This window comes from Adhaeribacter radiodurans (assembly GCF_014075995.1).
Taxonomy (GTDB): Bacteria; Bacteroidota; Bacteroidia; order Cytophagales; family Hymenobacteraceae; genus Adhaeribacter; species Adhaeribacter radiodurans.
In genome coordinates, this window is sequence record NZ_CP055153.1 from 468,132 (window position 1) to 480,457 (window position 12,326).

9 protein-coding genes are annotated in these 12,326 nt (G+C 42.2%); 2 read left to right on the forward strand and 7 right to left on the reverse strand.

What is annotated here, in order from left to right:
- Nucleotides 1-114: 114 nt before the first annotated feature.
- Both mrdA and rodA read left to right on the forward strand, forming a co-directional pair.
- Nucleotides 115-1,956, forward strand: coding sequence for a penicillin-binding protein 2 (gene mrdA, locus HUW48_RS02455; RefSeq protein WP_182414163.1), 1,842 nt, complete (start codon nt 115-117; stop codon nt 1,954-1,956).
- Nucleotides 1,899-3,233, forward strand: a complete 1,335-nt coding sequence (gene rodA / locus HUW48_RS02460) for a rod shape-determining protein RodA (RefSeq protein WP_317173749.1) — start codon at nt 1,899-1,901, stop codon at nt 3,231-3,233. The genes mrdA and rodA overlap by 58 nt, the downstream gene beginning before the upstream one ends.
- 71 nt (nt 3,234-3,304) lie before the next feature.
- Here the strand turns inward: rodA and HUW48_RS02465 are convergent, their stop codons facing one another.
- From HUW48_RS02465 to HUW48_RS02495, 7 genes are all read right to left on the reverse strand, one after another.
- Nucleotides 3,305-4,456: a family 20 glycosylhydrolase gene (locus HUW48_RS02465; RefSeq protein WP_182414164.1), complete on the reverse strand. Its 1,152-nt coding sequence runs from the start codon at nt 4,454-4,456 to the stop codon at nt 3,305-3,307.
- Between the two features lie 128 nt (nt 4,457-4,584).
- The gene (locus HUW48_RS02470) at nt 4,585-5,835 is read right to left on the reverse strand and encodes a heparan-alpha-glucosaminide N-acetyltransferase domain-containing protein (protein WP_182414165.1); all 1,251 of its coding nucleotides are present in this window, start codon (nt 5,833-5,835) and stop codon (nt 4,585-4,587) included.
- Between the two features lie 157 nt (nt 5,836-5,992).
- Nucleotides 5,993-7,180 (reverse strand): N-acetylglucosamine-6-phosphate deacetylase, encoded by a 1,188-nt coding sequence (gene nagA, locus HUW48_RS02475; RefSeq protein ID WP_182414166.1) that lies wholly within the window; start codon nt 7,178-7,180, stop codon nt 5,993-5,995.
- A gap of 40 nt (nt 7,181-7,220) precedes the next feature.
- A complete protein-coding gene (locus HUW48_RS02480; protein WP_182414167.1) occupies nt 7,221-8,564 on the reverse strand; it encodes a sugar MFS transporter in 1,344 nt (447 codons plus the stop codon).
- 372 nt (nt 8,565-8,936) lie between these two features.
- Nucleotides 8,937-10,280: a Gfo/Idh/MocA family protein gene (locus HUW48_RS02485; protein ID WP_182414168.1), complete on the reverse strand. Its 1,344-nt coding sequence runs from the start codon at nt 10,278-10,280 to the stop codon at nt 8,937-8,939.
- 168 nt (nt 10,281-10,448) lie between these two features.
- A complete protein-coding gene (locus HUW48_RS02490; RefSeq protein ID WP_182414169.1) occupies nt 10,449-11,483 on the reverse strand; it encodes a Gfo/Idh/MocA family protein in 1,035 nt (344 codons plus the stop codon).
- A gap of 79 nt (nt 11,484-11,562) precedes the next feature.
- The gene (locus HUW48_RS02495; protein WP_182414170.1) at nt 11,563-12,306 is read right to left on the reverse strand and encodes a glucosamine-6-phosphate deaminase; all 744 of its coding nucleotides are present in this window, start codon (nt 12,304-12,306) and stop codon (nt 11,563-11,565) included.
- Nucleotides 12,307-12,326: the final 20 nt, after the last annotated feature.

The following is a 12,326-nucleotide window of genomic DNA, read 5'->3' on the forward strand; positions in this document are numbered from 1 at the left end:
TTTCACCTTTTCAACTAACTAACTGTTGAGTATCTTTGTATTATATTTAAACCAAAGTTGTATAACTGCCGGAATGGTAGGGTACAAACAATTATTAAGTAGGGGTAAGCCAAATTGAGATATTTAGAAAGTCGAAAATATGTAGTTCAGGGCATATTTTTTACGGTGGGGATTGTATTTGCGCTCAAGCTGTTTTATATCCAAGTACTTGACCCGAAGTACAAGCTGGCCGCCGAAAATAATGCCATTCAAAAAATTGTACAGTATCCTTTTCGAGGTTTAATCTACGACCGAAATGGTAAGTTGCTGGTGCAAAATATTCCGGTTTATGATTTGATGGTGGTGCCTAAAGAAATCAAAGGTATTGATACAACGCGTTTCTGTCAGTTATTCCGGATATCCATAGAAGAATTCCGGCAGAAAATAAAAGAAGCTAAATTATACTCGTACGTAAAACCTTCCCCTTTTTTACCTAAGCTTACCACACAAGAGTTTGCCGCTATTCAGGATAATTTAATTGAATTTCCGGGTTTTTACATTAATGCCCGTACGGTACGTGGCTACTCGCACCAAAGTTTGTCGCATGCGTTGGGTTATATAGGGGAGGTAAGCCCTAACCAATTAGCTAAACCAGAATATGCCCATTATACTCCCGGCGATTACATTGGTAAAAGCGGCATAGAGCTTAAATACGAAAAGTATTTAATGGGTAAAAAGGGTGTTAAGTACAAAATGGTGAATGTTCGGGGCATAGACAAAGGCCCTTTTAGAAACGGCGAATACGATACCTTAGCCGTAGCCGGTCAGGATTTAGTAAGTACCATTGATTTGGAACTGCAACAGTACGGCGAAAAGTTAATGGCGGGTAAACGCGGTACAGTAGTAGCTATTGAGCCGGCAACCGGCGAAATATTATCCTTTATTTCGGCGCCGTTTTATGATCCGAATTTACTTACCGGAAAAGAATTAGGTAAAAACTACTTAAGTTTATTACGAGACCCAGATAAACCATTATTAAACCGGCCCCAAAGCTCTAAATATCCCCCAGGTTCTATTTTTAAGCTAGTACAAGCTTTAATAGCCTTGGATCAGGGGGTAATTACTCCCGAAACAGGATTTCCTTGTAACCAGTCTTTAGTAAAATGTGCGCATGGGCACCCATATCCTAAAAATTTGGCTATCGGGATTGAGAATTCCTGTAATCCATACTTTTACATGGTTTTTAAAAACGTGGTAAACCGCGGAAAATCCCGTAATGTTTTTACCGATACCCGATTAGGATTAGATGATTGGAGAAAAGAGGTATTAACTTTTGGCTTTGCCAATAAACTGGGAGTAGATTTACCCTACGAAGTCCGGGGGAATATTCCTACATCATCGTACTACGATCGTGTGCATGGCCGTAATCATTGGAAATACCCTACTATTTATTCCTTAAGTATTGGGCAGGGCGAAACAGAGACAAGCCCCCTGCAAATGGCTAATTTAATGGCTACCATTGCCAACAAAGGGTATTACATTACGCCACATATTGTTAAAAGTGTAGGTAAAAACAAGCAACCCTTACCCGAGTTTCAGGAAAAGTGCTACACGTCAATTGATCAGAAACATTTCGAACCGGTGATTGAAGGTATGGCGCAAGTGGTATCTTCGCGCTGGGGAACTGGCTGGTGGGCCAATTTAAGTGGATTAGGCATTGAGATTTGCGGTAAAACCGGTACGGTACAAAATGCCCGAGGCCGTGACCACGCTGTTTTTGTGGCCTTTGCCCCCAGACAAAATCCAAAAATTGCTATTGCCGTTTACATCGAAAACGCTGGCTTCGGTTCAGTATCATCCTCTCCTTTGGCTAGTTTAATGATTCAGAAATACCTGACTGGTAAAATAACGGGTCCTCAATGGAATCGTTGGGAAAATTGGCTGATAAACCAGGATTATTTAAGCTCGAAACATTAATGGTGCGGCAAGGAGATAGAATATCCCGGAACATAGATTGGATTACCGTAAGCTTATATGCAGCCCTGGTTATTTTAGGTTGGATAAACGTATATGCGGCTGTTTTTAATCCGGATTCCCACCCGAGCATCTTCGATTTTACTATGAATTCAGGGAAACAGCTGATTTGGATTGGCGCAGCAATAGTATTAATTATTGTATTGCTGGTAATTGATTACAAAGCATACGATTCTTTTGCCTACCTGATTTATGCTTTTACCATTTTTATGCTGTTGGTAACGCTGGTGTTGGCTACTCCTATAAAAGGGTCGCGATCGTGGCTGGTAATTGGAGAACTACGTTTGCAGCCCGCCGAGTTTGCTAAGTTTGCTACAGCCTTAGCTGTTTCTAAGTTTATGAGTAACGTAGATTTACAACAGCAAAACTGGCGCGACCACGCAAAATTATCAGCTATTACTTTATTGCCGCCTTTATTAATTATACTTTCGAATGAAACGGGTTCGGCACTGGTATTTGGGGCATTTTTACTTGCTTTTTTTCGCGAAGGCATGTCGCCGATAATTTTAATTATAGTGGCGGTAGTAGCTGCATTATTTATTCTAACCCTGATTTTTCCGAAGTTTTATCTGATTGGAGTTATTACTTTGTTAGTAGGTACTTATCTCTGGCTAAATCAACGATTGCTACGCAAGATTAAGCTTATTGGGCTATTGTATGCGGCAGTGGTTGTAATTATTTTCAGCGTAGATTTTTTGGTAAGTAACGTTTTGCAGCCGCACCAGCGCAGCCGCATTAATGCTTTTATTAACCCCGAAGCAGATCCGTTGGGTGATGGTTGGAACGTTATCCAATCTAAAATTGCTATTGGCTCGGGCGGCATATTGGGCAAGGGATTTTTACAAGGTACCCAAACCAAGTTCGATTTTGTGCCGGAACAAAGTACTGACTTTATATTTTGCACCATTGGCGAAGAGCATGGCTGGTTAGGCAGTATGTTGCTGATTGTTTTATTTATGGGTTTACTTACCCGTATAATTTTTATTGCCGAACGGCAAAAATCGGTGTTTGGGCGTACCTATGGCTATTGCGTTGCTTCTATTATTTTCTTTCATTTTCTGGTAAATGTAGGCATGACCATTGGGTTAGCGCCGGTAGTTGGTATTCCTTTGCCGTTTTTTAGCTATGGTGGTTCTTCGTTATGGTCGTTTACCATTCTGCTCTTTATTTTATTGGCCTTGGATACGCACCGGAAACAGGATTTAAGCCGCGCTATTTAACAGCACTATTTTACTAATTTTCTCTAAGTTTATACATTCAGTTTTAAACTTTAATGCTATAGTAAACTCACCTATTTTTTCTTTTTTCCTTTGCGCTCTTTTTTAGCGGGTTTATCTAAATCTGTAATTTTAGCATACATGGTTCTAAAAGTATTCCAGGGCGTGTTTTCACCGGCTTCGGCATCTATTTTTCGACCGTAGTAACCATCCAGGAAAGCTTCGGCTCCCGACCAAACTGTTTGCATCATTCCCTGATAGCGGTCTTTCATTTCCTTAGTAGCCGATGTCCGGAATTTTAACATATCATCTACCTGAGCCAAAGCTACAGTAGGTTGCCGCCAAGGACAGGTAATTACCTGAAATCCCTTCATGGCAAAGTAAACGGCAGTCTGGTCAGGCCGTTCGTAGTGCCAGTCGCAAATTACTACGTCTTTGGGTATCATATCAATTGCCCGATGGGTGTTGTTGAAGCTGGCTTCCCAGATGCCCATACCGGTTGTTTTGCCATCTATTAACCGGTCACCCCAAATCCATAATTCTTTTTTATTTTGCGCCAGGTGGTCGCGGATTTTCTTTACTTCTCCGGCAAAAAGCTCAGCTTTGTCGCGACCGGAGCAACGCGGACATTTATCATCGCCAATGTAGAAAACTTCGTCCATTCCGGCGTGAAAAGCATCGGTTTCAAAAGCTTCGGTAATTTCGTCCACTAACGCAAAAACCACCGGATGTACTCCCGGGTGCAGCGGGCAGTAACTTTTACAATACAAATTATCTGGATTCGGCCATTCGTACTTAGCCGGCATTTTTACGTGGGGCGTTTCGTCGAAAGTAGGGTATACGCGCAATAAGTTATACGTAGTAGTTGCCCAGGATTGGTGGCCCAGTAAATTTATTTGAGGAATAATCCGGATATTATTTGTTTTGCAGGCTGCAACGAGCTTTTTAACGTCGGCTTTAGATAAAGCTACCGAATCGCGCAACTCCGGATGGCTTTCGAATTGGAAATTAAAATCAACCCGTAAAATTAGGGTATTTACCTTGCGGGGAGCCAGTTCTTCGTTAATAAAAGTAACAAAGGCATCTACCCCCTGGGGTTTAGGCGCCCCAATACAAAACCCTCGAACAACCAGCAAGGTGTCTAGTTTTTGTTGAGCCAGAGCCGGAGTTTGCATCACGAAAAAACTTATACAAAGAAATAGCAGGCTACACGCGTAGTTTTTCATATTATAAATGCATTCGTTTTAGGAAGGAAAGTAAATAGATTTAGTAAAAGTTATGTACTAAGAAATAAGACACACTTAAACAGAACTGGAATAAAGTTTCAGTCCGCAAAAATTCAAAAAATTTAATTTTAAAGTTTCAGCCGAATACCTTTTTTGCTGAGTAAGCCTGCTACCCAAACGCAGAGCAAGGCAAACACAAAGGATTTTAAAAGGCCAACTCCTCCTGTGAGCATAAATTCCGGCCAATGAATATTTAAAAGCTGTACCCCGGCATAGGCAAAGTAAGGCATTAAGTAACACAGCAAAGTGTCGGTTCCGGCGGGTTTTATAAATGCAAACCAACGCGCTTTGCCACTTACATCGGCTATCCAATAAATAACTAAAAAAGTAAGAATGGTTAAGGCGCTGCAGATAAATAACCAAGGCGGAGTAGCCCCCAGTTTAGCAATTCCCCAAAACGTGCGGGTATAAAAGCCGAGTAAAATCAGTCCTGCTGAAATAGCAATAAAAGCTTGTGTGGTTTTACTAGGCGAGTTTTGTTTTTGCAGGTATTTAAAAAGCAAAGTAGTTAAAGCGCCTCCCAAACTAAGAGCTACCAGAGTACCCCCCAGAATAGGACTGGGCAGAAGTTGGATTATGCTGCCTTCCGGAATTAATTTGGCCGCCGCCACCATGCTTAAACCGCAGAACAATACCCAGGCGGCCACAATAATCACCTGCCGTTTCCCGGCAAATAAAGTAATAAGCGCACTGGTAAAATACGACCAACCAATTAACCCCAGAATGCCCCACCAATAAATAGAAAAACGATTAGCAGCATCGTCTTCGCCGCCCCGGTAAAGGAAAGCTAGTACGAGCAATATAGCAATGCCAACGCCTTGCAAAATACGGGCTGTTTGGGTTTTAATAGAAGCAGGATAAATGTTCCAGATAAGAATGAAAGAAATACAGGAAAGGGAATACCATACTACCCGGGGCATACCGGTTGCGGCAGCATTAATGTATTCGCCGTTTACCAGAAATAAACCCATTACCAGCAAACCTATTGTTCGGGTTACAATATGCCCCAATAAAGTAAAATTACTGTCGCCTTTTGCTTTACGATTGGCTATGGCCAATGGAAGCGACATTCCAACAATAAATAAAAAAGCCGGAAATATGGTGTCGGCTAGTCCCATGCCATCTACCCCTCGGGGAACGTGTTCTAACCAGGCCGGAATATTTTTTAACGACCAGAGGTCATTTACAAATATCATGAGAACCATAGTTATAGCCCGCAAAATATCTATAGAAGCTAAGCGGTTGGGAGAAGTTGGAGCCGCAGAAACAGGTTTTAAATCCGGAGCATCAGAAACGAGCTGGGTTTGCGTAAGGGCCATAGTTGTCGATTTTACCTGGGTAATATATAGAAATTATATTAAGTAATCAACTCAAAAAAAGCATCTTATAACCATCACAAGGGTATAAAATAAATTCTCGTTTCTTGATTGAAAGAAAGGTGATTCCCCGTTAAAAGTAGCCGTTGCTTTAATATTGCTAAACAAAATAAACTACTTCTCCTTTAATAATAGTAGAATCTATAGTAATGTTTGAATCAAATACTACTATGTCGGCATCTTTACCAACTGCCAGCGTTCCTTTCTTTTCTAAAATTCCTAAAATTCTAGCTGGGGTACTGGTCATCATTCGAACGGCATCTACTAAAGGAACATCGGCCTGAAAAACCATATTCCGTACCAAGCGGTCGGTGGTGGCTACGCTGCCAGCAAAAGAACTTCGGTCGGGTAATTTGGCTACGTCGTCTTCTACAATTACTTTTAAACCGTTGTGTTTACTTCCTAAAATACTCTCGCCGGGGGGCATTCCGGCTGCCCGCATGGCATCGGTGATTAATGCTGTCCGGTCTGGGCCTTTAGTTTTGTAAACCAGTTTTAAAAGCGGCGGCGGCAAATGAATGCCGTCAGCAATTATTTCCACGTCCATTTCGTCGAGGATAAAAGCGCTTTCAATTACCCCGGCGTAGCGGAAAGCATTTCGGCGGGTAACCCCCGACATAGCCGAGTAAAGATGTGTAGCCAGGGTATAGCCATTTTCAAAAGCTTCAATAACGTGCTCGTAAATAGCATCGGTATGCGCAACGGCGGCTAAAATTCCTTTGGAACGTAAATACTGACCAAATTCAATCGCTCCTTTTAATTCCGGAGCGGCACTCCAGCGTTTAATCGAAGCAGAACGAGCCAGGATATCGGTATATTCTTTTGGGTCGGGGTCGCGAATGTAACGAGGGTCCTGCGCCCCCCGCTGGGTCATAGCAAAGTAAGGACCTTCTAAATGTAACCCCAGAAACTGAGCGCCTTTTTTATTATTTTTATCGGCCTGCTCGTAAATTTCAAGTGTTTGCAGTAATTCTTCGTGCGTACTGGTAAGGGTAGTTGGTAGCATAGCCGTGGTGCCATACCGGGCATGCGTCTCTGCTATTTTTAAAAAAGCTTCTTCCGTACCATCCATAAAATCGTGCCCGCCACCGCCGTGCACATGAATATCAATAAAACCCGGCGCAATGTATTTCCCCTGCACATCTATTTCCCGCGCATCGGCTACTTCTATATTTCCTTCACTTACCGCGGTAATTTTACCCTCGTTTATTAATATGGTGCCATTAGGAATAATTCGGTAAGGCGTAATTATTCTACCATTGTATAATTTTAACTTTTGTGGAATCATGAATAGAAATTTAATTAAAAGCAGGAAAGATTAAAATAAATTATTTCCAACTCCGGATGCGGTGCCCCCGGAAAGCGTAAAATACCAGGTAAAGGTAACACGGAAATAATACCCAATAAGCAGTGCGAACGTCGTAAGCATCGGCAAAATAGCCGTAAAATAAAGGCAGAATGGCATTGCCGCATAAACCCATAATCATAACGGAAGCACCGATTTTAGTAAATCGGCCTAATCCATCTAAGGCTAAAGGCCAGATGCCGGCCCAAACCAGTGAGTTCGCTAAGCCTAACAACACCACAAACCAGATGGAGACGTCCGAAGTATGGCCTAAAAATGAAACCTGTCCTTTGGCAAAGAGGATGAATAAAGTAAAAACCGCGCCCATTAAGGTAAATAAGCGCAAAGTATTTACCTGGCTGATAAATTTTGGGATAAAAATAATTCCCAGAATGTACCCGCAAATAGTGACAAATAAGGTATAGGACGGAAAAACTTTAGCTTCCATTAAATCAATGTGCATGGAATTGGCATAGCCGATAATGGTATCAATGGCAATTACCTGGGTACCAACGTGGAGAAAAATAGCAAAAGCGCCTAAAATTAAGTGGGGAAACTGAAGAATACTGGTTTTGTCGGAATTGGCTAAAGCTACTTCTGCCGTTTCTTGTTCGGTATTAATATCTGGCAGAGGCGAGTACCGAACCAGTAAACCTAAACCTAAAAGTACCACACCAATACAGGTGTAAGGCACAATTACCCGGCGAATTAAAGCATCCAGAGCCGTGTTTTTTTCAGCTTCACCCATGGTAGCCAATTGGGTGAACAATTCCGTGTCGTTTGCTTTTAGAATTACCGCGGCAAAGATTATGGGGGCCAGAATGCCCGCTCCTTTGTTACAAATGCCCATGATACTAATGCGCTGGGCCGCGCGTTCTTTGGGACCTAATACGGTGATGTAAGGATTAGCTGCCGTTTGCAGAATAGCCAAACCTACCCCAATGGTAAACAATCCAATTAAAAATATTTCATAGGTACGAGTATAAGCTGCCGGAACAAAAATAAAAGCCCCGACGGCCATGGTCCAAAATCCAAACATCATTCCCTTTTTAAAACCTACTTTTTTTAGAAAAAAGGAAGCCGGAACCGACATGAAAAAGTAAGAAATGTAAAAAGCAAAAGTTACCAGGTAAGCTTTAAAATGAGTCAGTTCGCAGGCTATTTTAAAATAAGGAATCAGAATGGCATTTACCCAGGACACAAACCCAAAAATAAAAAACAGCAGACCAATAATAAGAATAGAAATAACCGTATCGCGCTTGCTTAAAGAACTAACAGCTACCAATGAAGTTGGTTTGTTGGTGGTTACTTCTATCGTTTTGTTCATTGCTGTTTAGCAGATTTAATTATAGACTAGTGTTATTGTATTGGTTTATCCGTTGTGCCTGTACCAGTCTCAAGGCTATGGCGCTAACTTGTTTGAACCGTAACCCGTTTACCCCTCCGCTTGCGGCAACTCCCCTTAAAACAGGGGAGGAGATGCTGCTACTACTACTACTACTATCCTCTTTCGTTTGAATGCCTTGTTACTTGGCACCAGAATTTTAGAAGGCTCTCCACAATTAAACTGGTGAAGTTTATTCTTTGCTACAGTTGTTACTAATTACTCTTTGTGGAAATTTAGTTATTGGATGCTCAGATATTTTTGGTTTTCCTTTAAGTGAATAAATAAATTAGTAAATGGTAACTGGTAAATTGACTATACTTTCGGTTCCCAACCCGGTTGGTATTCGCGGCTCCAGAATTTCATGGCTTCGTTATCATTAATAATGTGGCCGTTTTCCGGGTTAATGTTTAACGTATGGCCCGACCGAAGGGCAATATTGCCTAATTGAACCAGTAAAGTACTTTGATGGCCACTTAAAATATCAGAATTTACTTTGGTGCCTTGGCGGATACCATCAAAAAAGTTTCGGATATGGAAAGCATCTAATTCCTGAGCGGGGTCGGCCAGGTTACGGGCATCAATTTCCATGTCGTTCTTTACTTCTTTTACAACTTTGTTCTGCAAATCGTAAATAATGTAAGAGTTGCCGCTTTCAATTAATAAAGAACCGTTCTCACCATAAAACATTACCCCCGCACTATTGCCTTCAATGGTACGGCCATTGCAACTACGGCCTTCCCAAACCATGCTCGTACGGTTATTAAATTCCATAGTAATAACTTGGGTATCGGGAGTTTGCCAATCATCCTGGTAACGGTAACGTCCACCGGCCGAAGTAACCCGCGTAGGATAATCCACGCCTAAGCCCCAACGCGCTAAATCTACCATGTGGGTGCCGTTATTTAAAGATTCGCCGGTACCCCAGTTCCAGAACCAATGCCAGTTGTAATGAATTAAGTTATCGCGGTAAGGTTGGCGTGGTGCGGGGCCTTGCCATAGTTCATAATTAAGCCACGAAGGCACCGGCACTTCATTACCTTTGCCAATAGACGGCCGGTTATTGGTGTACCAACTTTTGGCAAAATAAGGCCGACCGATTACTCCGGCATGTAATTCTTTAATAGCTGCTACTACATTGGGCCAGGAACGGCGCTGGTTTCCCAATTGAATAACCCGGTTGTATTTTTTAGCGGCTTCCACTACCATTTCGCCTTCTTTGGGGTTATGGCTGGCTGGTTTTTCGAGGTAAACGTGTTTGCCCGCTTTACAGGCCAGAATGGCTGCCGGCGCATGCCAGTGGTCGGGAGCGGTTACAATTAATGCATCCAGGTTTTTAACTTCGAGAGCTTTTCTAAAATCGGGTGCCGCTTTAGGTTTCTTTTTCTGAATGGGTTCTACGGTAGCAATACATTTAGCAGCGGCCCGGGAGTCCACGTCAGAAATATAGAGTACTTCGCAATTCTCCTGCCGGGCAAAATTGCTGGCAACGGCTAGCCCCCTGGAATTAACTCCCATACTGGCTACTTTAATGCGTTCATTAGCTCCTAGTATGTTGCCGTAACTCTTGGCACTAAAACCAGGCAATACACCCCCAAAAGAAACAGCTGCCGCTCCGGTAACAGCATTTTTTATGAATAATCGACGCGTGCTCTTCATATTTAAATCTTTATCAATGTAAGTATTAAGGTAAAATCAAAATAATAAAAAGTAGTTGTTGGTTATTAGTTGTTGGATTCTAAAATTGCTGTTATCCATTTCAATTAAACAAAAACCTGTTCTAAAGTAATTTTTCCCGACAACTAATATGTATTAAAAAGACTTGGTTCAACCTTTAGCAGCTCTTGCTTTTTGTAGCACACTTTCTAAAGTAACAAGTTGACCGCTCTGGCGTTTGCTTTCGTCCGCAGCTTCCATAAAAGCGTATATTTCTAAGGTTTCTTCGGGTGTTACAGGTGCTTGCCCGGTTTGAAAGAATTTAATTATTTGAACCAGTAAGGCATTATAGCCATCGTAAGGACCAAGGGTTAAATTTCCTTTTTCGCCGAAAACTGTTCCGCCGTAATCATGCGTGCCAGTGCGGGTGCCCCGGAACGTTCCGATGCGGTTATCTTGCCAGGTGCCTACCACTAATTCTGTACTATCAGTGGAGTGGCGAACTACGCTTTTGCAGCCGGCACCCATAACGGTAAACAAGGTTTCTACGCCGTGAATACCGTACCAGAACAAATCCGGATGCGTTTTTTCTAAAGTAGCCGGACTGTACGTATCAGCGCCTAAAACTTTCCCGATTTTGCCTTGCACCACTTCTTGCGCAGTAGCTAAATAACGTAAAGAGGAAGAAGAAAAAACCGGTATTTTGTATTGTTTGGCGGCTTCGAAAATGGCAACTGTGTCTTTTAAAGAGCCCGCAATGGGTTTGTCAATAAAAACCCGTTTCCCGGCTTTTAAAACGGGTAGTACTTGCTCCAGATGTGGCCGACCATCGTTGGTTTCCAGTAGCACTACGTCTACTTCCTGCAGCAGTTTTTTAATAGAATCAACAATTTTAACGTTGTACTTTTTTACTTCTTCGGTGTATTCCGGTATGCGTTTAATACTTGATTCTATGTCATTACTGCCTTTGGGGTAGGCCGCTACTACCCGGTATCCTTCAAATTCTGGTTTAGCATCCGGGCTGTTTAGCGCTTTAGTAAAAGCAGTGCTATGCGAAGTATCTAAACCAATTATACCTACTCTCTTGCCTTTCGGAACGGGATTATCTAAGCTCCAGCCGGGCGATGATTTTAAACTTAATCCTAAACCAATACCGGCAACCGTTGCCGATTTAATAAACTTTCGTCTATTGTAATTTTCTTTCATAGTGATTTTAAATGAATATGGCCGGTTACTCTAAATATAATCTTTTTTAATTTTGATTAACCCACAATAACCTGGTTTATCAAATTTTTTTGGTTAGCAGGAATGCCGATGCTTGGTCGAGGTAAAATTTACAATCCGGATGATTTTGCAGGATAGAGGCAGGGTAAATAGTACTCACGGGTTGTTCCAGGCTATTTTTTACCGCTTCAGCTTTCCGGCTATCAGGCACGGAGCAAATAATGCGTTTAGATTTCATAATCTGCTTTACCGACATACTGATGGCTTGTCGGGGAACTTCTTCCATTGACTGAAACCAACCTTCTCCGAATTGTTGGCGGCGGCAAGGCTCGTCTAATTCTACAATAATATAGGGCTGTTCTGTTTCAAAATCGGCGGGTGGGTCGTTAAAGGCAATATGTCCGTTTTCTCCAATTCCGATTAAAGCTACATCTACCGGATTATTTTGGATTAATTCACCTAAACGTTCGCATTCTGCTTCAGGTGCAGTTTCGCCATTAACCAGGTGAACCGCTTTTAAGGCAGGAACTCTGGAGATAAAACGCTCTTTCAGGTATTTGCGGAAACTGGCCGGCGAAGATTCAGGTAAGCCAATGTACTCGTCCAAATGGAACATGGTAACCTGGCTCCAATCTATATTTGGTTCAGCAATTAACTGCTTTAAAGTTTCAAACTGACTGGTGCCGGTAGCTAAAATTATAGTAGCGCTTCCTTTTTCGGCAATGGCTTGCCGGATTAATTTGGCCGCGGTAGAACCGGCAGCTTTACCAAGTTCCTGTGGGTTATCGGAGATATTTATTTCCATTTACGTTTAAGAAGACCTGT